Raw genomic sequence first — 24,601 nt, 5'->3', positions numbered from 1 at the left:
GCGGGCCTGGGTTGGTAAGGACATCGGTCCGATCGCCAAGCCCAAGGAAATCCGCTTTGGTGACAACTTGCCGAAAACCCGGTCTGGCAAGATCATGCGGCGTTTGCTGCGCAGCCTGGCCAAAGGTGAGAGCATCACGCAGGACACCTCCACCCTTGAAAACCCGGCAATTCTGGATCAGTTGTCCAAAACGCTGTAAATGCAGTTCAAGAAAAAGCCAGCTTGTTTTAAGCTGGCTTTTTTTTCGCCTGAACCCCTGGAGCCGCATTTGGAGAGCAAGACATGAGTTTCGCCATGAGCCTGACCCGGTTTTTCTCGGTGTTGGCGCTTGGCTTTCTGGCCTGTATCGGCGTGGCCGCAGTGATGGAGGACCTTGGCGTTGCGCGCCAATGGATCGGCTATTTCTTCATTTTTGTAACTCTGGGTGCGTATGCGGTCATCGGCATGATGAGCCGCACTTCGAACCTGCGTGAGTATTTCGTGGCGTCGCGCGCCGTGCCTGCGGTGTACAACGGCATGGCCACAGCAGCGGACTGGATGAGTGCTGCATCGTTTCTGGGTGTGGCTGGCACCCTTTACTACAGCGGTTTTGAAGCCTTGGCCTTTTTGGTGGGTTGGACCGGGGGGTTTGTCTTGATCGCCCTGTTGATTGCACCGTACATGCGCAAGTTCGATTTTTTTTCGATTGGCGATTTTCTGGCGGCCCGTTACTCGGGCGGTGACAATGGCAAGGCGGTGCGCTTGATCTGCATCGGGGTCACGGTCTCCATTTCATTCGTGTATGTGATCGCGCAGATTTACGCAGTGGGGTTGATCACCTCGCGATTTGCAGGGGTTGAGTTTGGCATTGGCGTGTTTTTTGGCCTTGCCGGTATTTTGTTGTGTTCATTTTTGGGGGGTATGCGTGCCGTAACCTGGACGGAGGTGGCGCAATACATCGTGATGATCGTTGCCATGGCGGTGACGGTGGCGGCTCTGTTTGCCAGCGCCCAGAAGGACCGTGCAGACTGGACCTCAGAAGGCAAGCTCGTCAGCTTCCCCCAGTACATTCAGGATCAGGAAAAGAAGCTGAATGCAGACCCTGCTGAAATTGAAGTGCGGGAGATGTACCGCAAAGAAGCTTACCGATATCAATTGCTGATCGACGGTTTGCCCGCGTCCTGGTCAGAAGGGTATGAAGCCCGTCGTAAAAATCTGGAAATGGCACGTTACGATGGCTCCACGTTCAAGGAAATCAAACGAGACGAGCAAATTCTGGCCAATTTCCCCCCCAGCCCACAGGCTGCAAAAAGTTATTGGACGCGCAAGCGCCAGGAAATGCTGGAAAAGGTCAAAGTGAGCGTGCCCCACTACGGCTTGCCCGCAGCGGGTGAAGGCGAGACCGACCTACATGGCTCCATCAATTTTTTGGCGGTGGTGTTCACGCTGATGTGTGGCACGGTGGCCTTGCCCCACATTTTGATGCGGTTTTTTACCACCCCAGACGCCAAGACAACCCGTTGGTCTGTGGTGTACGCGCTGGGCTTTATTCTCGTGTTGTATCTGGCGGCCCCCTGGTTGGCCAGCCTGGCCAAGTTGGTGGTGTATGAGCATTTGGTGGGATTGAGTTATTCGGACATTCCCAACTGGATTGCCGCCTGGTCGAGGGTGATCCCCGGCCTGGCCACCATGCAAGACGTCAATCACGATGGCATTGTTCAATTTGCAGAGGTCACCATCAACCCTGACGTGCTGGTGTTGGTGACCCCGGAAATTGCCGGCCTGCCGTTTTTTCTGTCGGGCTTGATTGCTGCGGGTGGGCTGGCTGCGGCCTTGTCGACTGCCGATGGGTTGTTGCTGGCAATTGCCAATTCACTGGCGCATGACTTGTATTTTCGGATTTATGCGCCAGAAGCCACTGCGCAGCGGCGCGTCACCATGTCCAAGATCGCCTTGCTGGGCGCAGCGATGAGTGCGGCCTGGGTTACCTCGCTTCAGCCCGGCAACATTGTGGCGGTGGTCGGTTCGGCATTTGCATTGGCGGGTTCAGCCCTGTTTGTGCCGCTGGTGGTCGGCATTTTCTGGGCACGCGCCAGCCGCCGGGGGGCAGTGTGGTCGATGGCCGTAGGCTTTTTCAGCGCGGTGTTGATTTTGTGCCTGACCAACACCAGCCTGATGGGCTATTTGCATTTTGACCCTCTGGACTTGTTTGGCATCAGCGCAATTGGGTCCAGTGTCATCACCATCCCCTTGAGCGCACTGGCCATGGTGGTCATGTCATTGACCGACAAAAACCCGGGCGACAGCAGCGAGATGGTGCGTGTGTTGCGCGCACCGGAAAGACCCGAAGCTGAGTTATTGAATTAACGCGCAAAAGTTGGCAAGGCAGGCGCGTTCTTTGCTATACTTGCGCCCTCATGCACGGAGAGGTGGATGAGTGGTTGAAGTCGCACGCCTGGAAAGCGTGTATACGTTAATAGCGTATCGAGGGTTCGAATCCCTTCCTCTCCGCCAGCCAATTCAAAAAAACCCGCCCTTGTGGCGGGTTTTTTCATTTGGGCGGGGAGAGCAAAGCCCCTGCGGGCTTTGCGGGAAGGGATTCGAAGCTTTTCGCCTGCAAGCGAAAAGCCGGGAGAATCGACACGCCAAGTGACGCAGTATGCGGCGCGTAGGGGTGGCGCAGAAGGGATTCGAAGCTTTTCGCCTGCAAGCGAAAAGCCGGGAGAATCGACACGCCAAGTGGCGCAGTATGCGGCATGCAGGGGTGGCGCAGAAGGGATTCGAAGCTTTTCACACTGCTCCTCCAGTGCTCTGTTTTCTGTCATACTTTCACAAAAACAAGCAGTTAAAAAGACAAGCAGTAGCAGGAGTGTGTATGGAGAATCGGCCTCAATTCGCCGTGGTCCCTTCGGGGCCTTTGGGTGACTTCGTTCGGCAAGTCACTTCCGCAATCAACGAGCATTCTTCCGAAGAACTGGTGTTGCCGCAGGTGGCCAGTTTCATGAAAACGCTGGTTCAAAACGACAACTGGCTGAGCGAAGAGTTTTGCAAACCCCATCCGGAGTATTACCAACAATATTTGTTGTACGCCGATCCTGATGACCGCTTTTCAGTGGTCAGTTTTGTATGGGGCCCCGGTCAGGCCACGCCCATTCACGATCACACGGTGTGGGGCGTCATCGGCATGTTGCGCGGGTCTGAATATGCGCAGGCTTACGATGTTGCCTTGGATGGCACGCAGCCCAAGCCAAAAGGCGAAACCCAGCAACTACAGCCTGGCGATGTGGAGTGTGTGTCGCCAACCCTGGGCGACGTGCACAAGGTGTGGAATGCATTCAATGACCGGGTTTCGGTCAGTGTGCACGCCTATGGCGCCAACATTGGCAAGGTGAGCCGACAAGTCTACCCGGTCGATGGCTCAGCACCCAAGACTTTCATTTCTGGCTACTCAAACGTCAATTGAGCAGGTTTTCATCATGATTTCCCAAAACAACGCGCTGCAAGTCCGTTTTGCAGACTACGCCTTTGTGCGCAACCGCCTGCTGAACCGCGAGGAAATTGCCTTGCTGGATGTGCGGGAGGAAGCGCCCCATGCCACTGGGCACCCCCTGTTTGCCGCCAATTTGTCACTTTCTCGGCTGGAGCTGGATGCCTACACCAAACTGCCGCGAAAGGACGTGGTGGTCGTTTTGATTGATGCGGGCGAGGGCTTGGCCGAGGCTGCAGCGGACAGGCTGACTGGCATGGGTTACACGCAGGTGTACGTGTTTCGCGGCGGTATTGCCGAGTGGCGGGAGGCCGGCGGCGAGCTTTTTATTGACGTGAATGTGCCCAGCAAAGCCTTCGGTGAATTGTTGGAGGCTGTTTGCCACACCCCCTCGCAACCAGCCCAGACTGTCAAAAAATGGCTGGACGAAGGTGAAGACATGGTCGTGGTGGATGTGCGTCGCTTTGATGAATATCAGACCATGAACATTCCGACTTCGGTCAGCGTGCCAGGGGCTGAGTTGGTGTTGAGAATACCCGAGCTGGTGCCCAATCCGTCGACCAAAATTGTGATCAACTGCGCAGGCAGAACCCGCAGCCTGATTGGCACGCAATCATTGATCAATGCTGGGGTACCCAATGAAGTGGTGGCCTTGCGCAACGGCACGATTGGCTGGACGCTGGCCGATCAAACGCTTGAGCACGGGCAAAGCCGAACTTACTCAGAGGTCAGTGAGGAAACACGGAAGCAGGCCCGTGCCCGTGCCCGCAGTGTGGCCGATCGCGCGGGGGTAAAACGCGCCACCCTAGCGCAGCTTCAGCAGTGGCAGGGCCAGCAGGGGCGAACCACTTACGCCTTTGATGTTCGCAGTGTTCAAGAATATGAAAGCGGACATTTGCCTGGGTTTTTTTCGATACCCGGCGGGCAATTGGTGCAAGAGACAGAAATGTACGCGCCAGTGCGCGGTGCCCGTGTTGTGGTGGTGGATGACGACGGCGTGCGCGCAAACATGGCTGCATCTTGGCTGGCACAGATGGCCTGGGACGTGTATGTGCTGGACGATGCGCCCCTTTCTGCCTTTGATCAACAAGGGCCTTTTGTGCGCAGTACACCGCCTTTGCCAGCCGGATTAATGACCGTGACCGCCCAGCGCCTTGCGGGCTGGCTGCAAGAAGAGGTGAAACCATTGGTAATTGATGCCAGTCGTTACGCCAATTACCAGCGTGGGCATGTGCCAGGCGCCTGTTATCTGTTGCGCTCCTTGCTGGAATCGGCCCGCATTGCGCTGACCGAGGGGCAAAAGTGCGTTTTGACGTGTGAGGACGGTTCACTGTCGGCTTTTATGGCGCCGGAATTGTCCAAACGACTGGGGCAGGCTGTGTTTGTGCTTGAGAAGGGCAACGCAGGCTGGCGAGAACAGGGTTTGGCCCTGGAAAAAGGCGAGGGCATTCGCTTGTGTGAACCGATTGACCGGTATCGTCGCCCCTATGAAGGCACCCAAGTGCCCAAGTCGGCCATGCAGGCCTACCTGGACTGGGAATTTGGACTTGTTGAGCAGTTGGGCCGGGACGGCACACACCACTTTAAACCGCTTAAAAGTTGAGAATGCCTTTGACCATCAGGCCGGCAGCCACGCACAGCAAAACCACTGAGAAAATTTGCTGCACCGTTTTTGCATTGATGTGGTGAATGGCCTTGCGGCCAACCAGCATGCCAATGGCTGTGGCCAGTGTAAAAAGGGCGGCCTGATGCACTGGTACATGAATGCCGTGAATCAGTGCTGTGGCCACGCCACCAGCCCCCACGAGGGCAATGACCAGCAGTGAGGTGGCCACGATGCCCTGCATGCTGACCTGCGTGAATTTTTTGAGCATGGGCACGATCACAAAACCGCCGCCCACACCCAGCAGGCCAGTCATGAAACCAGTGAGCATCCCGATGCCCACCAAAACGCTGGCGGTTGTTGCATTCCAGACAAATTTGCCGGTGTCAGGATGAATTTTGCCTGGGGCAAAGGGGTCGGTCAGGGGAATGCCGCCTGCAGACCTGGCCTGCATCATCATGCGAATGGCCACCACAATCATGACCGTTGAAAAACAGATCAGCAAAATGGGTTGTGACAGATTTTTAGCCACAATTTGCCCAAGGTAAGTGATGGGCACGCCCGACACGGCCATGACCACGGCCGCCTTGTAGCGAACCACCCCCCGACGCAGTCCTTCAATGGCACCAATGGCTGCACCAATGGCAACAGCCATCAGCGCGACCGGTGCGGCCTGTTGCATAGTGAGGTGCATACCGAACACCAAGGCAGGCACTGCCAGAATGCCGCCGCCAGCCCCTGTCAGGCCGAGAATGGCGCCCACCAATGCGCCCAGCACAATGCTGATGTTCATGCAGACTTTTTCCTTTTGGCGATTTTTTCCAGACGCTCAAACAACAGCATGCCCAGCAGCATGGCCACCACGAACAGGGCTGCCATTTCATAGCCGGACGCCAGCGACACCAAGGCAGGGCCCGGGCAAAACCCTGCCAACCCCCAGCCTGCACCAAACACCAGCGAACCGATTACCAGGCGCTTGTCGATCTGCGTGCTTTTGGGCAGTTGCATGGCGCCACCCAAAAAGTTGGTGGTGCGCTTTTTGGCGATGGCAAAGGCAAACAGTCCAACCAGGATGGCGCCACCCATGACGAATGCCAGGGAAGGATCCCATTGACCAAACAGATCCAGAAAACCAATGACTTTGGCCGGGTTGGTCATGCCCGACAAAATAAGGCCCACACCGAAAATGAGGCCAACAAGAAATTCAATGAAGCGTGACATGTGTGTACCCCTTTTAACCCAACAGATGACGGACGATGAACACCATGGCAAAACCGGCGGCCATGAAACTCAAAGTGGCGACCAGCGACCTGGGCGACAAGCGTGATAAACCACACACACCGTGGCCACTGGTGCAGCCTGAACCGTAACGGGTGCCAATGCCGACCAGCAGGCCAGCGGCCAGTATGGTGAGATTGCCCGCGTCGATGGTGGGCACTTGCACCAGGTCTGCGGGCGCAAACTTCAGGAAGAGCCAAGGCGCACAGGCCATGCCGAGCAGGAAGACAAACCGCCAGGCCACGTCGCCTGACTTCGGATTCAACAAACCGCCGACAATCCCGCTAATGCCCAGAATTCGGCCATTGAACAGCACAAAAAGGGCGGCAGATACACCGATCAGAATACCCCCGAACAGCGAAGCCCAGGGCGTGAAGTGGGTCCAGTCAATGCTCATTTGGAGTCTCCTTGGATGTTTGACAGAATTGTTGGTAAAGCACCTGCATCACTGCCAAAGCCTGCGGGCTGGACAATGAGTAGTAAATGTTTTTGCCTTCACGACGGGTGTTGACCAGCGCCTCATCGCGTAGCACGGTGAGTTGTTGCGACAGAGTGGGTTGAACAATGCCCAGCAGTGATTCAAGCTCGCCGACCCGCTTTTCACCCTCAGTCAGTTGGCAGAGAATGAGCAGGCGATCGGGATTGGAAAGCACCTTCATGAGCTTGCACGCTTCTTGAGCCGAAGCCTGCATGTCTGACAATTCAACGGTGACGATGTTCATGGCGATGAAAAAAGTGTGTATCAACGAGTTCAGTTTATTGACTGATAGATTGTTTGTCAATAATATATAAATATATAAATTGATTTTTGGAGAATGTCATGACCGTGTCACCGCAAGTAGAGGGTTTGTTTGATCCAGCCACATTCACTGTGACTTACGTGGTTCACACAGGTTGTGGTTCTGAATGTGTGGTGATTGATTCCGTGCTTGATTACGATCCGAAGTCGGGGCGTACGCGAACCACATCGGCCGATCGTGTTGTGGAATTTGTAAGCCGCAATGCGCTGAAGGTGAAATGGATTCTTGAAACCCACGCGCATGCAGATCATCTGTCAGCAGCGCCCTATTTGAGATCGAAACTCGGCGGGCAGATCGCGATTGGCGATCACATCACCGAAGTGCAGGGCAAGTTCAAGGCCATTTTCAATCTGGAGCCCGAGTTCAGGCTGGATGGCTCGCAATTTGACGTCTTGCTAAAAGAAGACGAAGAATTCACTGCGGGCGATTTGGTGGGCAAAGTGCTGTTTGTGCCTGGCCACACGCCGGCTTGCGTGGCCTACCAGTTTGAGGATGCTGTGTTTGTGGGCGATACCCTGTTTATGCCTGACGTAGGCACTGCGCGCTGCGATTTCCCGGGGGGTGACGCACGGGCTTTGTACGCCTCTACCCGCAAAATTCTAAGTCTGCCTGATGACACGCGTTTGTTTATGTGTCACGACTATCCACCCAACGGGCGCCCTGTGCGCTTTGAAACCACCGTGGCTGAGCAAAAGGCGCACAACATTCACGTCAGTGAAGGCATTTCTGAAGACGAGTTTGTTGCCATGCGAACCAAGCGGGATGCCACTCTGGATATGCCCGTTCTGATGCTGCCCGCTGTTCAAATCAATATTCGTGCAGGCAATTTGCCACCCGTCGAGGCCAATGGCGTGGCTTATGCCAAAATACCGCTGAACCTGCTTTAAGCACACCTGAGAGGAGAGCATGGCCGAGTTTGCGAATCCACTTGAACGCTGGAACAGCCGCTTCAGCCGTGAAGACTATTTGTTTGGTGGACAGCCCAATGCGTTTTTGGTCGAAAGGGCGCATTTGCTGAACCCCGGGCGCACCCTGTGCATCGCCGATGGCGAAGGCCGTAACAGCGTTTGGCTTGCAAAGCAGGGCCATCAGGTAGAGGCCTTCGATTTTTCTCCGGTTGCCGTGGAAAAGGCCAAAAAGCTGGCCCAGCGCCGTGGTGTGCAGGGCAGTTTTGTGTGCAGCACCTGGCAGGATTATCCGTTTGAACCCAACAGTTTTGACAATGTAGTCGGTGTGTTTTTTCAGTTTGCGTCGCCCGAGGAGCGCAGCCGGCTTTTCGCCAAGCTGAGTGTTTGTCTTCGGCCCGGTGGTGTGTTGTTGATTCAGGGCTATGGCAAAGATCAATTGAAGTACAACACCGGCGGCCCTGGGGTGCTTGAAAATTTGTACGATGAAACACTCTTGGAGCAGGCCTTTCCCGATTTTGAGGTGTTGCACAGTGCCAGCTACACCGACGTGGTCGATGAAGGGGACGGCCACCGCGGCATGTCCGCATTGGTGGGTTTTGTGGCCAGAAAGCCGGGTTGAACTTGGCACGCGCGCGCAATCTGATTGCTTTTGTGTTTCTGGTGATGACCAGCCTTTGTGCTGTGTTGTACTTTCAACAGATCGGTGCGTTCAGGCCGCTCGACCGTTTTATTCTCGATCAATTACAAGCCTTTAACCGAAGCCATTACCCCAAGCCTGCGCCGCCCGTGGTCATCGTCGGGCTGGATGAGTCCTTCCTGAATGCCATGCCGGTGCCGTTGTCGCTGTCCCATTTTGAGCTGGCCGATGCCTTGCAGGCCATTTCGGCAGGTGGGGCAAGGGTTATCGGCATGGATCTGGTTTTGCCTGAAAAGCGGTTCGACCAAATTGTCCGCAGTGACCGAGACTCTGACACTTTTCACAAAGCGTTGTTGAAGGGCCTGTTGAAGGCCAGTCGACAGACGCCCGTGGTCACGGGCAAAGTCTGGGATGCTGAACACAACCGGTTCAGGCCTGTTCAGGTGGATTACTTGAGTATTTTGAAACAGCAGCGGGGCCATTTCAGCCCCTATGCGTCGGCGCTTTTTTGTGCCGATTCAGACGGCAGAGTGCGTGCATTTCCGGGAGCCGATTGTCAGCCTGATGGCACAGACAGTGGGCTGGCGCTGGAAATGCTGCATGCGGCGGGTTTCAAGCCCTTGGCGCGTCCAGACGGTTTAATCAACTACCAGATCGGTCAGCCATTTCGGTACATCCCCATGGGCGAGGTCTTGCGTCATTATCAAGACAATCACCTGGCTTGGCTGCGCAATACGTTCGAAGGCAAACCGGTGTTGATTGGTTCGGTGCTGGACAATCTGGACGGTCATCGCGCACCTTTGCCCATTGCCAGTTGGCTCGGCGACCGCACGCTTGTGCCCGGCGTGCTGGTGCACGGGCAGATTCTTCGAAGCCTGATGGCTGGGGCCTTGATTCACCCGCTGGGTGCACTGTGGTCTTTTGTCTTGATGTGCGTAGGGTTGCTGGCTTGGTGCGGCCGCTCCGGTTGGCTTAAAGCCTGGGGTTTTGTGTTGGTGGTGGGCGTTAGCCTGATGCTGAACGTGGTGTTGCTGCAGAAAAACATGTGGTTTGCACCGGCTGGTTTGTGGGTATTGGGTACCTGCATGGCGGTGGCCCGAGTGGCCTGGGACGGCATGAACGATCTGGCTGAGAAAAAACGCCTCAGGGCTGCATTTGGCGGATATGTCAGCCCCCCGGTGCTGGACGAAATCCTGAGTGGTCGATTGCACGCCAGTCAGGGTGGGGTGCATTGTGAGGTGTGCGTGCTTTTTTCGGACATTCGTGGTTTTACGACGCTAAGCGAGGCAATGCCCGCTGCCGAGGTGGTGGCTTTGTTGAACCACTATTTCGCAAGAATGACCCGCATTGTCCACAAACACCAGGGTACTGTCGACAAGTTCATTGGCGATGGGTTGATGGCCTTTTTCGGTGCGCCCAACAGTTTGCCAAACGCCCCGGCCAATGCCACTGCGTGCGCGCTTGAAATGCTTCAGGCTTTGTCAGAAATCAATGCTGAGCGTGAAAGCCGGGGGCAATTCCCACTGAAGATCGGAATCGGTCTGCATGCGGGGGCGGCGTTGGTCGGGCACATCGGAAGCCCCGACCGATACGAATACACGGCCATCGGCGACACCATCAATGTGGCGTCCAGGGTGGAGGGCCTTTGCAAAGACGTGGGCCCCAGCCTTTTGTGCACGGCTCGCGTTGCTGATTCAGTCGCCTCGGAATATGATTTGAGCAGTAGAGGACATTGGCCCCTCAAAGGCCATTCGGACATGGAAATTTTTGAAATCAAAGGCCCAAAATGAAATCAATTGCTGTTGCCTTGCTGGCCCTGGCGTCTGCCAGCGCGGTTCATGCTGCACCCAGTGCCGGCATGGTTCTCGACTTGAAAGGCTCAGCCAGTGTGCAGGGCAAGGGTGGCCAGCACGCCATTGACGTGCTTGATTATCTGGACGAGGGGCAGCTGTTGTCCGTGCCCGCAGGTTCCAGCGCGCAAGTGTCTGTCTACAAAACCCAAAAAGTGTACCAATTGACCGGGCCCAGCACGGTGCGGGTCACCGCACAGGGTTTGACCCCTACGGGGGGCAAAAGCCCGGTTGAGGTCAAGGTGTCCGAGAACCAGAATACCGGTGTCAAACACCCTTCTGGCGGCCTGGAAAGACCGCAAGCCGGTGTTGTCATGATGCGCAGCATCAAAGCCCCAGAGGCCGCACCACCTGCGCCTGATCAATCGCCCACAAACACAAACGGCGCCCAGAAATAGGGGTGTGCCTGTGACACCCCGCGCAGGCCAAGCACCAGCGGTTTGGCCCTCAGCTGCGCGCGGGCATTGGTCAGTGCAGTCAATCGGTCATTGCCCTGTTTGATCTGCTTAAACACCGAGGTCATCAGGTCTTGCGTGGATTGGCTTTCCACACTCCAGTGGCTCACCAGAAGGCCCTTGGCCCCTGCATACATGAATGCACGGGTCAGGCCTGCAAAGCCTTCGCCTGCATGGTCGGAATCACTGTTGCCCGCTGCCGTATTGCAGGCAGACAGCACGGCCAGTTGGGCGTTCAGGTTCAGGCTCGACAGCACTTCACCCATGGTCAGCAGGCCGTCTTCGCCTTGAAGGTTGCCCCCCAGTGACATCAGCAAGGCGGGCTGGGCGACCGAGTCGGCCCGAGCCCCCAACTCTTTGGACACCATCGACGTCTCATCGCCCATTAGCCCGTGGGTGGCAAAGTGGACGTAACGGCTGTGTGAAAGGTCGATGGTTTTGACCGTGTGTTCTTGGGCGTTGTCACCCAGATAGAGTTCGCTTTTTCCACCCAGAATGCCTGAAATTTCGCGCGCCTCGCCTTCAGTTTCCGGCAAAGGGGGAATGGTCAGGCCGCTGCTGCCTCTCAGGCTTCGCTGGGCGCGCCCGAGGGCCTCTCGCGTGGAGGCTTGCGAGGGGTCTGCCTTGAAATCGGGGTTGGCAAAGGAGACGAGTTCAGTCTGGTATTGCACGGGCGGCTTGCTGTACAAACGCAAGGACACCAGCGATGACAGGCTCGGCAGGTAGGCAAAATCGCGAGTGTCGCCCAGGTAGTGCAAAGTGGCGTATTCCTGCAGGGTGTCAGGCTTGTCTGTTCGCACCGCATTAAATCGGTTTTGATCGTCCGCTCCCCACTGGGTGACCAACATTTCAAGTGGCAGGGTAAACAGCGGGCCATCGCCGACAACCAGCACTTTTCTGCCATTGCCCAATTCGGGCTCAATCGGCTTGAAAACCGCTTCATACAGTTTGAACAAGACACTGGGGTCCAGTTTGTGAAGGCCCGACAAATCGCTTTTCGGATCTTCTTCGGGTTGGCGCACTTGCTGAATCAGCGCGTAAAGCGCGGCTTTGCCCACTGGACTTTGAATCATCTTGAAAGTGTGCTGCCCGATCACAAATGCAACCAGTTTCTGGTTCAGTAGTGAATAGGACACCAGCGTTTCGTCGGGCCTGAGCACCTTGCCTTGCAAAAGGTCCAAATCGACTGGTCGGGGTTTGGTCAGCTCCATGAAACGGGGATAACGCGTCCACATGGAATCCTCAGTGGTTTGCAGATTTCTGGAGGCCTCGGCAATTTCCCGCACCAGTTTGTCGCGATAGGCCTTCATGCGTTCGGCCACAATTGGGTCGTTCGACAAGCTGGTCTCGGTGTCGTTGCTTCTGCCTGCGCTTGCGATCTGTTCGTTCTGCAGCTCCTGCAAACTGGCCAGCTCTTTTTGCTGGGTTTGTAGCTTGCTTTTTAAGGCGTTGAATGTTGGGTCACCCTGCAGATTAGACACATCGGCCCGTTTGAGCATTTCGGTGAACAAGCGGCTTTGGGTTCGTGAAGCCACGGCCAGCGCCTGTCGATCATAGCCAGCCTTGGGTTGGGCGGTGTGCAGTTGAAGCAGCAAGGCCAGTGTGTTTTTGTATAGGGGGGTGAATTGTTGGGCGATGTCTTCGCGTGTGCTGTCGCTCAGGCCCTGGCTGTTGCTGAACACCTCGTCTGCCGCGTCCAGGCCTTTCAGGCTGACCTGCAGCGCCTTTTCATTCTGGCCGGTTTGTTGCAGGTACGACGACCAGAATTTGCTGACATCGACTACCTGATCACGGGCCTGTACCCGTTCAAAAACCTGCATGGCGTGATCGAATAGTCTGTTTTTTTCTGCCTTTTCCGAGTCGGGCAAGCCTTGGGCCAACAGCAGCTCGACCTTGGCATTGAAGGGGTGATTCACGCCGAGTGCGGCCACGGTTTGGCCTTGCAGGGGGCGTAAAATGGCCAATGCCATCTCGGGCTTGTCCATTTTGAAGTACACCTTGCTTTGGGCGTAGCTGTTTTTCAGCACATTGATTTGTTGCGGGGGCAGAATCGCGCTGAATTGGGATTGGGCTTGTTGAAGGTAGTCCAGCGCCTGTGTCCACTTCTTTTGCTGAAACGCCAGCAAGCCCAAGGCATTCAGTGCTTGGGCCTTGCGCATGGTTTCCCAATAAGGGGTACTGCGTTGGTCGCCAGCTTCTTTGTTGTTGAAATCAGGCTTGACTGCAATGGCCTGTTTCAAAAGCACTTCGGCTTCGCTGTATTGATGAAGGGCAATCAGATTGTTGGCCAGCAAGGTACGCGCATGAATGGCGTCGACATGATTGGGTTGTGAACTCAGTTGCAGCGCCAATGCCTTTCTAAACAGGGCGTTGGATTCTGCAAGTCGCCCCTGGCTTTCGATGGCAGACGCCAGATTGATTGTGGCCCTGAGTTGAAAGGTGTAGCCGGCGGGTTCGTCAGAGGCTTCGTTCAGCGTCAGCGCTTTTCTGAACATGATTTCTGATTCGGCAAACAGCCCCTTGCTGCGCAGCACATTGCCCAGGCCAGCACTGGCCACAGCCTGTGCTCTGGCTGGGCCATCGCCTGCAATGTTCAATCGGTCTCGCGCCAGTTTTTCAGCCGTGTCCAGATCGCCTGCCAGTTCCGCCTGTTTGCTCTGCTCCCCCAGTTCCATGAATTGCGCTTTCCAGGCGGCGCGCCCGTTGCCTTTGGCCGAACTTATATTGCACTGAACAGCCAGGGCAAGCGCCACGCCCACCATCAGGAAACGGACGTGAAAATAGGATTGGAGCTTCAACAAGGCACCTGTCAACGGTCAAATGGTCTGCGGATGCAGTTTGTTGAAGTTTACAAACTTTCTGCCTGCCTTTTCTGGGAATTTGCATGTACCTCTGGAGTATCATCAAAGCCGAGGGCAGTAATACAAAAAGGAAGACAACATGGCCAACGGTTGGCTAGCCACACAATACGAAAAACACGTGTTGCCCACTTTGCTGGACTTTGCATGTGGCATGAAGCCACTGCGCATGCAGCGCGAAAAAGTGGTTCCAAAAGCGCACGGGAAAGTGCTTGAGATCGGCATCGGAACCGGCTTGAACATGCGGTTTTATGACAGCAAGAAGGTGAAATCCGTTTTGGGGCTGGACCCAGCCATGCAGATGCATCGCCTGGCCCGACGTCGAATTCAACAGGCTGGTCTGGATGTGCAGTTGCTGGGTTTGTCGGCCAACAGCATTCCGCTGGATGACCACAGCATCGACACCATTGTGATGACTTACACCCTTTGCAGCATTGAAGACCCGGTGCCCGCCCTGCGGGAAATGCGCCGCGTGCTGAAGCCAGAGGGCAAACTGCTGTTTTGCGAGCATGGCATCGCGCCGGATGCCAAAGTGGCCAGCCTGCAAAACCGGCTGCAACCCGTTTGGGGAAAGTTGGCGGGCGGGTGCCATCTGAACCGTGATATTCCAGCGTTGTTAAACGAGGCCGGATTTAAAACTGAACAACTGGAAGCCAGTTACGTGCCTGGGCCCAAAGTGTTTACCTTCAATTATTGGGGGCAGGCTTACAGTGAGCAGTAACAAGCCGAAAGACGAAACCGCCCAAAAAGTACCTCAAAGCCGATTTGCACGTTTAAGCAGGATGGGCGCCTTGGCAACCGGCATCGCGGGTGGAATGGTGGCCGAAGGCGTGCGCCAGCTTGCCAAAGGCAATCGTCCCAAAGTCAGTCAAATGTTGTTGACGCCTGCAAACGCGCGTCGGCTGGCCGATCAGTTGTCCCGGCTGCGCGGTGCCGCCATGAAAGTCGGCCAGTTGCTGTCCATGGATGCGGGCGATTTCATTCCCGCCGAACTGTCTGACATTTTGGCCAGGTTGCGCTCTAATGCGCGGTCCATGCCGCACTCACAACTGCAAGAGGTGTTGCGCAGCAACTGGGGTGAGGACTGGGAACAGCAATTTGCCTTTTTCAATTTCAAGCCGATTGCTGCAGCCTCCATTGGACAGGTGCACGAGGCCTTCACACGGGACGGCCAGCGTCTGGCCATCAAGATTCAATACCCTGGTGTACGCGAAAGCATTGACAGCGACATCGACAACGTGGCGAGCCTCTTCAAGATGTCTGGCGTGTTGCCCAAGGAGCTTGACCTCAAACCCTTGCTGGAACAGGCCAAGGCGCAATTGCATGAAGAGGCCGATTATCTGCGCGAAGCGGAAAGCCTGAAGCACTACCGCAGTCTGTTAAACGATTCACAACACTTCCTGATGCCAGAGGTGTACGAGCAATGGTGCACCAAGAACATTCTCGTGATGAGTCATGTGCAGGGTCTGCCTGTGGAAAGTCTGACCGGGCATTCTCAAGCCCTGCGTGACAAGGTGGCCAGCCTTGCTTTCAAACTGTTTTTTCGGGAACTCTTTGAGTTCAGGTTCATGCAAACCGATCCGAACTTCGCCAACTTCCAGTTTTGCACGCAAACCGAACGGCTGGTGCTTCTCGACTTCGGTGCTTCCAGGCATTTGCCCGTTTTTCTGGTGGAGCAATACGGCTGCATCGTAGACGCCGCGCTTTCGGGCAACCGAGCGGGTCTGGATTCCGCTGCTCGTGCCATCGGCTATTACGACAACAACACCTTGGCGCGCCACCGTGAGCTGGTTCTTGATTTGATTGAGCTGGCTTGTGAGCCCTTGTGCACCAAGGGTGAGTTCGATTTTGGACACTCGGACCTGGCCCAGCGCATTCGTGAAAAGGGCATGGATTTGGGGCTGGACAGGGACTTCTGGCATGTACCACCCGTAGACGCATTGTTTTTACAGCGCAAGGTGGGCGGCGTTTTTCTGTTGGCTAGCCGACTGAAGGCCCGGGTGAACATTCAGGCGCAATTGCCTGAGATGTTCACTTAATCGGCCGTTTTGGCGCCCATTTTCTGGGCGGTTTGTTCGTAGATGCTGGCGTGTTCTCCGCCAATGGCCAATGCTTTTCGGGCGGCGTCCCTGGCTTGCACCTTTTTTTGCTGCGACCACAGCGTCTCAGCCAGATTGTTCCAGGCGTCTGCAAAGTCAGGTTGTGCGTTCAAAGCCTTGCGGTAATGCTGCTCGGCCTGCTTGAACTGATTTTTGCCGTAAAGCGCATTGCCCACCGCAAATTGCAGGCCTGCGTGGTCGGGCCAGCGCGCCGCACCTGCCGAATAGGCTTCAAAGGCGAGGTCGGGGTGCGGTTTCTCAAGAGCGGCCGCGGCTTGAAGGTAGGTGTCAGCCTTCGCAAATGCGGGCGGCGGCCTTTTGGGGTCTAGCACAACAAAAGCCCAATCCTGCCCACGGTCCCACAGTTTCAAAAAGGTGGCCAGTTCAATCTGCTGTCGTTTTTCTTCGCCTGAACGGAAAATCAATTCCTGCTTTTTGTGGTCGTAACCCACCAGCACTGCGTAATGCCACATGGGGTAAAACGGCAAGGCCAGATTCATTAAAACCACGGGCGGCGTGTTGTCGTTCAGCGCCTCAAACAGGGCTTCAGTGGTGGGTGGCAGTGGGTAGGCAAGGTAGCCGTTGCGGCGGGTCGTTGCCAGCATTTCGATCTGCAGCGACCCTTTGCGATCTGGCAAATAGACCTGCGAAACGAGCGCATCCGGGCTTGTCCTGCTGCCCAGATTGTTGAATACAGTGGCCAGTGCCGCCGGCCCACACTGATACTCTTTTTGAGGGTAGAACGGCACCTGGGTTAGCTCGACAGAAGGCTGCCGATCCGCCTGCTGCGCCACCTCTGGCGGAACAGTTGGCAGAAGGTAGGCGCAGCCTTGCAAAGACAAAAGCAGACCCAGCGCCACCACTGCGCGCAAGGGTCTGCAAAACGCACTATTCATCGAACAGGGCGAGTGAAGGAAAAGACCCTTGTGAAGCCCAGGATGTCGGTGATCAACAGAATCACGAACACGGTAAAGGCCACTTCAATAATGCCGGCACCCGCGGGTGCGGTGTCAATTTTCTGGGCCAGTTGCTGGGCCTCGGCATCGGTCATGGAATCGACGCGGGCTTTGGCCATTTCTGGCGTAACGCCTTTGGATTCGAGAATTTTGGCCACGTCTGCGCGATCAAAAAACTGCTTGATGTGTGCACGGTCAACAGTGTGAGCGCCAACGGATTGCTCGGTCGAAATCAGAGCCGCGCTTGCCGGTGCTGCAACAAAAGTTGAGCCGAAGCTGACCAATACTGCCAGGGTAGTTGCTTTCATGATTTTTTTCATTTTATGTACCTGTGTAGTGAAAGGATCAGGGATGACTAACGGCGCAAGTCCGAATTTGGATGACACACCACCCTGATTCTGGGTGTTTGTTCTGGACATTCAGTCTTTTGGGGTAGACAAAACCACCCGTCCGTAGAGTAACCCGCATTGGCCGCGATGGGTATATTCATCCGTATGTTTCACCCCACTTCGCCAAAGGATTTCGTCATGACTGACCTCTCTACCGTTCAAGAACCATTGACTCACCGTGCCCGCCTTTTCGAGGCCCTTGAAAAGACGGTGGCGTGCATTGAATTTGATCCGCAGGGCCATGTGTTGAACGCCAACGCCGTCTTTCTGAGTCTGTTTGGTTATCGCGAAGACCAGGTAATCGGCAAGCACCATGCCCTGTTTTGCAAACCCGGCACTTCAGAAACCGTTGAGTATCGCCAATTCTGGAAAGACCTGGGAGAGGGCAAGCCAGCGAGTGGCGAATACTTGCGTCAGGACGCCAATGGGCGCGATGTTTACATTCAAGCCACCTACAACCCGGTGTTCGATGACGAAGGGAAGGTGGTCAGTGTCATCAAGGTGGCCAGTGACGTCACAGCCGAAAAACTGAAGTCGCTCGACTATGGCGGCAAGGTCGATGCCATTCACAGATCCCAAGGGGTCATTGAATTTGACTTGTTGGGAAACATACTGACCGCCAATGACAATTTCCTGAACTTGATGGGCTACTCGCTCGAAGAAATACAAGGGCAGCATCACCGCATTTTTGTGGATCCGGAAGAGGCAGAGTCGCTTGCATACAAACAATTTTGGCAAAAACTGGGGGAGGGCAAATATGACAGTGGCGAATACATGCGCTACGGCAAGGGTGGCAAACTCGTCTGGATTCAGGCCACCTACAACCCGATCATGGACCTGGAGGGCAAGCCGTTCAAGGTGGTGAAATTTGCCAGCGACATAACAGCAGCCAAACTTGAAAAGTTGGACGTCATTGGCAAGCTGGAGGCAATCAACCGTTCCCAAGCCGTGATCGAGTTTGACATGACTGGCAAGGTCTTGAATGCCAACGGCAATTTTTTGAAGTTGATGGGCTATTCACTCGACGAGATCAAGGGCAACCACCACCGCATGTTTGTGGCCCCTGAACAGGTCACTTCCGCTGAATATCAGTCTTTTTGGGAACGTCTGGGTCGCGGTCAGTTCGAACACGGTGAGTACAAAAGGATTGGCAAGGATGGGCGCGAGGTCTGGATTCAGGCGACCTACAACCCCATTTATGACCCAAGGGGCAAGCTGGTTAAAGTGGTGAAATTTGCCACTGATTACACCCAGGCAAAGCTGGTCAACGCCGAGTGCATGGCCCGGGTTGAGGCGATTGACAAAGGGCAGGCCGTGATCGAGTTTGACCTGGATGGGCGTGTCTTGACCGCCAACCGAAATTTTTTGGCGGCCATGGGCTACACCCTTCGTGAAATTCAGGGGCAGCATCACAGCATGTTTTGCAGTCTTGAATACACACAGAGTGAGGAGTATAGAGATTTCTGGTTGCGACTCGGTGAAGGTCAATTCACAAGCGGTCGATTCAAACGTGTGGGCAAGTTCAATCGCGATGTCTGGATTCAGGCCACCTACAACCCCATTCTGGATTTGAATGGCAAGGTTGTGAAGATTGTGAAATTTGCCTACGACGTCACCAAAGAGGTGCTGCTTGAGCAGCGCATCACCAGCAAATCGGTCGAAATGCGCAGGCACGTGGATCAATTGGTGGATGCACTGCAGATCATTGTGGACAGTTCAGATTCCGCCGCAGGCCAAACCGACAATGGCCTGGAAGCTGCCAAGCAGGGGGCCACGGACCTGAAGCGGTCGATTGCAACCATTGATGCCATTCAAACCAGTGCCAACCGCGTGTCTGACATCGTCCGCGTGATTGGCGAGATCGCCAACCAGACCAATTTGTTGGCCTTCAATGCCGCAATCGAGGCGGCCAGAGCCGGTCAGCATGGCGTTGGCTTCTCAGTGGTGGCAGCTGAAGTGCGCAAGCTCGCCGAGAGCAGCTCGACCGCTGCGAAAGAAATTTCTGCCTTGATGGAAGAGTCGGTCGCCCAGGTTCAGGAAGGTGCTGAAGTGACCCAGCGGGCATCCAGTCAGTTTGAGGGCATCCTGTCGGCGGTGTCAGGGTCTCGCGACAACATCGGCAAGGTGGAAGAGGCCATCTCCATTCAAAAGCAGGCCATGCTGAATATTCAAAGCCTGCTGCGCCAGTTGACCGGTGAAGAGGCTGTGAAATGAACGCACCCGAGGAAAAAGCCGGGTATGGCAGCTTTCTGACAGGCGCTCTGAATTTGGCATTGCCCATTTCAGCGATCAGAGAGGTACAGCCCTTGCGCGATTTAATCACGCTGCCTTGCAAGGCCAAGGGCCTTTTGGGCGGGCTGAACCTTCGAGGTGTGGTCGTTCCCGTGATCGATCTGTGTCAAATGCTGGACCTTTCTGTCGGAACCTCGGCGGCAGATTCGATTGTGGTGGTGGCTGCCCATGGCCAATTGATCGGCTTGTCGGCCAATCGTGTCAATGAGCTGTTTTATGTTCACATCACCGAGATCAACCCGATTCACTTTGAAAGTGGTGGGGCGCATTTTTTCACCGGAAGTGTCACCTGCCCCAACAGCGGCATTTTGTTGAATGTATTGGAGCCCCAGGGCCTGATGAACCTCCCCGGCTTGCCCAGTGCAAAAGATCCAGAGCCGCAAAGGCTTCAGGGTCTGGGCGCGGCGCATTCCTTAAACGCCAGTCAAACATTGCAAGGCCAGTCCTACATGTTGCTGCAATCGGGCCAAATCAGCTACGCCATCAACCCCACGCAGGTAGAAAGCACTCTGGCGAACCCTGAAATTACGAGTTCGAGCCTGTGCGCTGGTCATTTTATGGGGGAATTGCAGTACCGCGGGCAGTTCATTCCGGCGGTAAACCTGAACCTGGCATGCGGCTTCAGAAGTGACGGTGATACCCGCAGCCTGCGGGAAGCCTGCGTGGTCCGCCTGAAAGAGGGCGCTGTGGCATTCATGGTGGATCGAGTGGTGGACATGGTCAACCTGGATCCAGCCAATTTCGCACCCCTTTCCAACGACAATTCTGCCGCCCTCGCTTTGGTCGATCAGGTGATGCCCAACAGCCTGCTGGGCGATGCCTACGTGAAGAAGCACCATTGCACAGGCGTCACGCACTTTGTATTAAATGGTCAATTGATACAGTCCAATACAGCACTGAATGAGTTGGCCAGCTTGCTGGCCAAACGCAAAGTCGACAACCAGAGCCATTCAGACCATCTCTCGAAGTCTCGGGGCGAGTATGTTCAGGAAAGCCGTTTTTTGACCTTTTGGGTTCAAGATGAACTGGCCACGCCGATCGAATCCATCCTGAAAGTCATTCCGTACAACACCGCACTGGACATCTTGCCGGGCGAAGGCGTCTTGCTCGGCTATGTGTATGATCAGGGTGAAAACATGCCCGTCTACAGCCTGAGTCATTTGCTGACCGGCAGGCGCCAGGGGCTGGGCTCCCACAGCAGCATCTTGATTGTGCAATGTCAGCAGGGCAAGGTTGGGTTTGCGGTCAGGGCCTTGAAGACGATTGAATCGGCGCGATGGAAAAATTCAATTCCGGTGTTGGGGGCCAAGCGAAGTGAACCGGGCAACTTTGGGCAAACCAGCCACCCCCATGTCGAAATTGGCACCAGGGAGGACAAGCGCATGCTGCGTGTTTTGGACCTGCATGCCATAGGCGTTGGTTTGCCAGGCAGGCAAACCCCCGCTGCAAGCGCTTCACTCGATGTTCTGGATTTGCTCCCGGAACTGCTCGACCAGCACCTTTAGGTCAATACTGGCCTGGGTTTGTGCAATGGCGTGGGCCTTGCTGCCCAGGGTGTTGGCCTCACGGTTCAACTCCTGGGTTACAAAGTCCAGTCGCTTGCCGATCACGCCCCCTTTTTTCAGAATGCGGCGCACTTCCTTGAAGTGCGTCTGCAGGCGGTCGATTTCTTCCGACACATCGATGCGAACGCTGTGCAGCGCCACTTCATGCTTCACGCGTTCCTCAAGGTCTTGCACGGTCAGATGGGCGGCCTTTTCCTGAATCACCTTGTCAAAAAACTCGGTCATTCGCTCACGCACCTTGCCTTCGTAATGGGCCACGAACTGCGGCAATTGCGGGGTCAGCAGGTCAATAATGCGGGCCATGCCATCAATTTTCTCCAGCAACACGCGGCCAAGCTGCTCACCCTCGCGGGCGCGGGTCTGCTTCAAAGCGTCAATGGCCGTGTCGCACAGGCTGGCCACGGCCTCTTGCATTTCATCGGCGGACAAGCCATCGTCTTCCACCACGCCGGGCCAGTTCAGCACATCCACCACGCGGAAACCACCTGCCTGAGGCAAAACCGACTTGATCGAGTCTTCCAGTTCGGCCAGCAGTTGAACCTGCTTCAAATCGATTGTCGGGATGCGTTTTTCACCCTCGCTTCGACCCCAGGACAGGCGAATTTCGACCTTGCCACGAGACAGGCTGGCGTTCAGCTTTTCGCGCAGCGTGGTTTCATGGGTCCGCAGGTCATCGGGCATGCGGAAATTCAAGTCCAGAAAGCGTGAGTTGACGCTTCGAAGTTCAAGTGTCAGTGTGCCGGCACGCGTGACTTTTTGCACGTTGGCATAACCCGTCATGCTGTAAACAAGGCCGCTGTCTGACTGATCTTTGCTCATGGGTGAATCCAGTTCTGTGTACAAGGTGTGTGGGGATTGTAAACTCTCAAGCTGTGAAGCTTGCAGTACACCGGGCGTTTGATGAGAATCATTGCACATCTCGACATGGATGCATTTTATGCCAGCGCAGAGCTGGTGCGAGACCCCCGTTTGAAGGGACGTCCCGTTGCAGTGGGTGGTCGTCGGGGCATTCAACCCTTGCCTGGGCAAGATTTCCCCTTGCTGGGCCAATACCAGGGCAGGGGGGTACTGACCACAGCCAATTACGAGGCCCGAAAACTGGGCTTGCACTCGGCCATGCCCACCATGCGCGCCGCCAAACTGGCTCCCCAGGCCATCTTGTTGCCTGCTGATTTCGAGTGGTATTCAACCCTGTCGCGCCGCTTCAAGGAAGCCGTGCTGCAACTGACGCCCGTGATGGAAAACAGGGGGGTGGACGAAATTTACCTGGACTTGACTGAGCAGACGCAGGGTGACTTTGAGAAAGCCCGGCAGTTGGCCGCGCAATTGAAACAGGCCGTGAAAGACGCCACTGGTGGCATGACCTGCTCAATTGGGCTGTCAGAAAACAAGCTGACCTCCAAAATCTGCTCAGATCTTCAAAAGCCCGATGGTTTGACCCTTGTCAGGCCCCATGAATTTGAAACTGTGGTGTGGCCATTGCCAGTGGGCAAGGTCAATGGGATAGGTCCCAAGGCGCAAGCCAAACTGATCGAATTGAATATCCGCACCGTGGGTGAACTGGCTTTGGCCCCATTGCCCCAATTGCAGGCCCACTTTGGCAACAGTTATGGCCTGTGGCTGTATGAATGTGCCCGTGGCATAGACCGACGGGAATTGAGCCTGGGCGGCGACCCCAAATCCATCAGCCGTGAAACCACGTTCGAGAATGACCTTCACATTCGCCGCGACAGGGAAGCCCTGACCGCCATTCTGACCCGCTTGACGGACAAGCTGGCCAGTGACCTTGAGCGCAAAAAACTGAAGGCCCGCACCATTGGCCTGAAAGTCCGCTTCCCCGATTTCACCAGTGTGACGCGCGACCACACGCCTGGTCACACCGTGAGCAGCGCCACTGAAATTTTGCAGGCCGCGCGCGAATGTTTGAAAAAGGTGCCTTTCGACACCTCTGCGTCCAACCATCCGCGTTCGCGAATCCGATTGCTCGGGGTTAAGGCAAGCCATCTGTCCCACATGGAATTGGCAGACCAGCCCGACCAGCTCCCGTTGTGGGAAGAAGATGCGCGATAATGCCCGACAAGTATCAACATGGAGAATGCAATGACCGAGGCCACCCGTCCCGATGGAAGAACCCCCACAGCACTGCGCACCGTGCGCATTCAGCGCAAATACACCCGCCATGCAGAAGGGTCGGTGCTTGTGCAGATGGGTGACACCCACGTGCTGTGCACCTGCTCAGTCGAAGACAAGGTGCCTTCATTCCTGAAAGGAAAGGCCCAGGGTTGGTTGACCGCGGAATACGGCATGTTGCCTCGTTCTACCCACACCCGCATGGACCGTGAGGCCGCCAAGGGCAAGCAGAGTGGCCGTACTCAGGAAATTCAGCGCTTGATCGGTCGCGCGTTGCGCGCAGCCGTCAATCTTGAAAAGCTGGGTGAGCGCACCCTGAAAATCGATTGTGACGTCATTCAGGCGGACGGCGGCACCCGTTGCGCCTCAATCACGGGTGCCATGGTGGCGGTGGCCGATGCCGTTCAAACCCTGCTGGACAGCGGTGCGCTGACAGAGTCCCCCATCACCCAGTACGTGGCGGCCGTGTCCGTGGGCGTGGTGAACGGACAGGTGGTGCTTGACCTCAATTACGACGAGGACAGCCAATGCGAGACCGACCTCAACGTGGTCATGACCGAGCATGGCGGCTTTGTGGAAGTGCAGGGCACAGCCGAAGGCGCCGCGTTTAGCCGTGCGGAATTGAACGCCATGCTGGACAGTGCAGGTGCGGGCATTGCCGAGCTGATTCGTCAGCAGAAAGCACAATGAACACGAGCGACGTCTGGGTGCTGGCCAGTGGCAATGCCGGCAAGTTGAAGGAATTCTCTGCCTTGTTTGCCCCTTGGGGCATTACTTGGGTGCCCCAGTCAGAATTGGGTGTGCCCGAGGCGGAAGAGCCCTTTCACACCTTTGTTGAAAACGCCTTGGCCAAAGCGCGCCACGCCAGCCGACTGACGGGCCGACCTGCCTTGGCAGACGACTCTGGCCTGTGTGTGCAAGCCCTGCAAGGCGCGCCTGGTGTGCTGTCAGCGCGATACGCCACCTTGTTCGGGCTGGAAAAAAGCGACGCCAGCAACAACGCCAAACTGATTGAAAACCTGCAAGGCGTTGAAGACCGCCGCGCCTGGTTTGTCTGCGCCATGGTGTGGGTGGCCCACGCCGATGACCCCACGCCCACCATTGCCCAAAAGCTGTGGTTTGGCGAGGTGATCGACCAGCCCCGCGGTGAACACGGCTTTGGTTACGATCCGCATTTTTGGGTGCCCGCCCACCAGTGTACAGCCGCTGAAATGCCCAAAGACCTGAAGAACCTGCACAGCCACCGCGCGCAGGCCACGCAGGCTTTGCTGGCCGAGTTGCAGCAACGTTTGAATCTGGTCAGGCAGGGTTGATC

General features: G+C 55.8%; 23 protein-coding genes and 1 tRNA gene. 16 read left to right on the top strand and 8 right to left on the bottom strand.

The features are described 5' to 3' along the window. From QQJ87_RS10555 to QQJ87_RS10535, 5 genes are all read left to right on the top strand, one after another. Window positions 1-199 (top strand): AMP-binding enzyme (locus tag QQJ87_RS10555; protein ID WP_431310095.1); only part of this gene is annotated, 199 nt, incomplete at its 5' end. An 83-nt stretch (window positions 200-282) separates the two neighbouring features. After that, complete coding sequence (locus QQJ87_RS10550; RefSeq protein WP_284281671.1) at window positions 283-2,346, top strand: VC_2705 family sodium/solute symporter; 2,064 nt, start codon at window positions 283-285, stop codon at window positions 2,344-2,346. Between the two features lie 56 nt (window positions 2,347-2,402). Continuing rightward, a tRNA-Ser gene (locus tag QQJ87_RS10545) sits at window positions 2,403-2,493 on the top strand. 361 nt (window positions 2,494-2,854) lie between these two features. Further along, window positions 2,855-3,442: a cysteine dioxygenase family protein gene (locus QQJ87_RS10540; protein ID WP_284281669.1), complete on the top strand. Its 588-nt coding sequence runs from the start codon at window positions 2,855-2,857 to the stop codon at window positions 3,440-3,442. Window positions 3,443-3,455: 13 nt separating this feature from the next. Further along, complete coding sequence (locus QQJ87_RS10535; RefSeq protein ID WP_284281668.1) at window positions 3,456-5,069, top strand: rhodanese-like domain-containing protein; 1,614 nt, start codon at window positions 3,456-3,458, stop codon at window positions 5,067-5,069. On the opposite strand, the gene QQJ87_RS10530 is transcribed toward QQJ87_RS10535, so the two are convergent. From QQJ87_RS10530 to QQJ87_RS10515, 4 genes are read right to left on the bottom strand one after another with little or no spacing between them, the layout of a single operon-like run. Then, entirely contained in the window at window positions 5,059-5,862 is an 804-nt protein-coding gene (locus QQJ87_RS10530) for a sulfite exporter TauE/SafE family protein (protein WP_284281666.1), read from the bottom strand. The two genes, QQJ87_RS10535 and QQJ87_RS10530, sit on opposite strands and share 11 nt — an antisense overlap. Further along, complete coding sequence (locus tag QQJ87_RS10525; protein ID WP_284281665.1) at window positions 5,859-6,290, bottom strand: DUF6691 family protein; 432 nt, start codon at window positions 6,288-6,290, stop codon at window positions 5,859-5,861. Before QQJ87_RS10525 ends, QQJ87_RS10530 begins: the two co-directional genes overlap by 4 nt. 13 nt (window positions 6,291-6,303) lie before the next feature. Next, entirely contained in the window at window positions 6,304-6,744 is a 441-nt protein-coding gene (locus QQJ87_RS10520) for a YeeE/YedE family protein (protein WP_284281664.1), read from the bottom strand. Then, the gene (locus tag QQJ87_RS10515; RefSeq protein ID WP_284281675.1) at window positions 6,734-7,069 is read right to left on the bottom strand and encodes an ArsR/SmtB family transcription factor; all 336 of its coding nucleotides are present in this window, start codon (window positions 7,067-7,069) and stop codon (window positions 6,734-6,736) included. Before QQJ87_RS10515 ends, QQJ87_RS10520 begins: the two co-directional genes overlap by 11 nt. Before the next feature lie 98 nt (window positions 7,070-7,167). Here QQJ87_RS10515 and QQJ87_RS10510 point away from each other — a divergent pair, with 98 nt between their 5' ends. The 4 genes from QQJ87_RS10510 to QQJ87_RS10495 are packed head-to-tail and all read left to right on the top strand — an operon-like array spanning window position 7,168 to window position 10,940. Further along, on the top strand, window positions 7,168-8,034 hold the full coding sequence (locus tag QQJ87_RS10510; RefSeq protein ID WP_284281663.1) for an MBL fold metallo-hydrolase: 867 nt from the start codon (window positions 7,168-7,170) through the stop codon (window positions 8,032-8,034). A gap of 19 nt (window positions 8,035-8,053) precedes the next feature. Beyond that, window positions 8,054-8,674 carry a class I SAM-dependent methyltransferase gene (locus QQJ87_RS10505; protein WP_284281662.1) on the top strand — a complete coding sequence of 207 codons (621 nt, stop codon included), beginning with the start codon at window positions 8,054-8,056 and terminating at the stop codon, window positions 8,672-8,674. Then, complete coding sequence (locus QQJ87_RS10500) at window positions 8,671-10,482, top strand: adenylate/guanylate cyclase domain-containing protein (protein ID WP_284281661.1); 1,812 nt, start codon at window positions 8,671-8,673, stop codon at window positions 10,480-10,482. The genes QQJ87_RS10505 and QQJ87_RS10500 overlap by 4 nt, the downstream gene beginning before the upstream one ends. Then, on the top strand, window positions 10,479-10,940 hold the full coding sequence (locus tag QQJ87_RS10495) for a hypothetical protein (RefSeq protein ID WP_284281660.1): 462 nt from the start codon (window positions 10,479-10,481) through the stop codon (window positions 10,938-10,940). The genes QQJ87_RS10500 and QQJ87_RS10495 overlap by 4 nt, the downstream gene beginning before the upstream one ends. Here the strand turns inward: QQJ87_RS10495 and QQJ87_RS10490 are convergent. Further along, window positions 10,904-13,795, bottom strand: a complete 2,892-nt coding sequence (locus tag QQJ87_RS10490; RefSeq protein ID WP_284281659.1) for a CHAT domain-containing tetratricopeptide repeat protein — start codon at window positions 13,793-13,795, stop codon at window positions 10,904-10,906. The two genes, QQJ87_RS10495 and QQJ87_RS10490, sit on opposite strands and share 37 nt — an antisense overlap. Window positions 13,796-13,937: 142 nt before the next feature. Here QQJ87_RS10490 and QQJ87_RS10485 point away from each other — a divergent pair, with 142 nt between their 5' ends. Beyond that, window positions 13,938-14,576 carry a class I SAM-dependent methyltransferase gene (locus QQJ87_RS10485; RefSeq protein ID WP_284281658.1) on the top strand — a complete coding sequence of 213 codons (639 nt, stop codon included), beginning with the start codon at window positions 13,938-13,940 and terminating at the stop codon, window positions 14,574-14,576. After that, window positions 14,566-15,894 carry an ABC1 kinase family protein gene (locus QQJ87_RS10480; RefSeq protein WP_284281657.1) on the top strand — a complete coding sequence of 443 codons (1,329 nt, stop codon included), beginning with the start codon at window positions 14,566-14,568 and terminating at the stop codon, window positions 15,892-15,894. Before QQJ87_RS10485 ends, QQJ87_RS10480 begins: the two co-directional genes overlap by 11 nt. Here the strand turns inward: QQJ87_RS10480 and QQJ87_RS10475 are convergent. Together QQJ87_RS10475 and QQJ87_RS10470 are read right to left on the bottom strand one after the other, a co-directional pair. After that, window positions 15,891-16,850: a PA2778 family cysteine peptidase gene (locus QQJ87_RS10475; protein ID WP_284281656.1), complete on the bottom strand. Its 960-nt coding sequence runs from the start codon at window positions 16,848-16,850 to the stop codon at window positions 15,891-15,893. The genes QQJ87_RS10480 and QQJ87_RS10475 overlap by 4 nt on opposite strands. After that, complete coding sequence (locus QQJ87_RS10470; protein WP_284281655.1) at window positions 16,847-17,218, bottom strand: PA2779 family protein; 372 nt, start codon at window positions 17,216-17,218, stop codon at window positions 16,847-16,849. Before QQJ87_RS10470 ends, QQJ87_RS10475 begins: the two co-directional genes overlap by 4 nt. Window positions 17,219-17,437: 219 nt before the next feature. Here QQJ87_RS10470 and QQJ87_RS10465 point away from each other — a divergent pair, with 219 nt between their 5' ends. Both QQJ87_RS10465 and QQJ87_RS10460 read left to right on the top strand, forming a co-directional pair. After that, a complete protein-coding gene (locus tag QQJ87_RS10465) occupies window positions 17,438-19,513 on the top strand; it encodes a methyl-accepting chemotaxis protein (protein ID WP_284281654.1) in 2,076 nt (691 codons plus the stop codon). Continuing rightward, window positions 19,510-21,096: a chemotaxis protein CheW gene (locus QQJ87_RS10460; RefSeq protein ID WP_284281653.1), complete on the top strand. Its 1,587-nt coding sequence runs from the start codon at window positions 19,510-19,512 to the stop codon at window positions 21,094-21,096. The genes QQJ87_RS10465 and QQJ87_RS10460 overlap by 4 nt, the downstream gene beginning before the upstream one ends. Here QQJ87_RS10460 and QQJ87_RS10455 read toward each other — a convergent pair. Further along, window positions 21,046-21,975: a YicC/YloC family endoribonuclease gene (locus tag QQJ87_RS10455; RefSeq protein ID WP_284281652.1), complete on the bottom strand. Its 930-nt coding sequence runs from the start codon at window positions 21,973-21,975 to the stop codon at window positions 21,046-21,048. The two genes, QQJ87_RS10460 and QQJ87_RS10455, sit on opposite strands and share 51 nt — an antisense overlap. Window positions 21,976-22,056: 81 nt before the next feature. Here QQJ87_RS10455 and dinB point away from each other — a divergent pair, with 81 nt between their 5' ends. Genes dinB through rdgB form a run of 3 tightly spaced genes read left to right on the top strand, consistent with a single transcriptional unit; the run spans window position 22,057 to window position 24,599 of the window. Then, window positions 22,057-23,226, top strand: a complete 1,170-nt coding sequence (gene dinB, locus QQJ87_RS10450; protein ID WP_284281651.1) for a DNA polymerase IV — start codon at window positions 22,057-22,059, stop codon at window positions 23,224-23,226. A gap of 30 nt (window positions 23,227-23,256) precedes the next feature. Then, complete coding sequence (gene rph, locus QQJ87_RS10445; protein ID WP_284281650.1) at window positions 23,257-23,976, top strand: ribonuclease PH; 720 nt, start codon at window positions 23,257-23,259, stop codon at window positions 23,974-23,976. Next, window positions 23,973-24,599, top strand: a complete 627-nt coding sequence (rdgB, locus tag QQJ87_RS10440; RefSeq protein WP_284281648.1) for an RdgB/HAM1 family non-canonical purine NTP pyrophosphatase — start codon at window positions 23,973-23,975, stop codon at window positions 24,597-24,599. The genes rph and rdgB overlap by 4 nt, the downstream gene beginning before the upstream one ends. The last annotated feature ends 2 nt before the right edge of the window (window positions 24,600-24,601 follow it).

Source organism: Limnobacter litoralis (genome assembly GCF_030160455.1).
GTDB lineage: Bacteria > Pseudomonadota > Gammaproteobacteria > Burkholderiales > Burkholderiaceae_B > Limnobacter > Limnobacter litoralis.
This window is presented reverse-complemented; position numbering and strand designations above follow the sequence as displayed.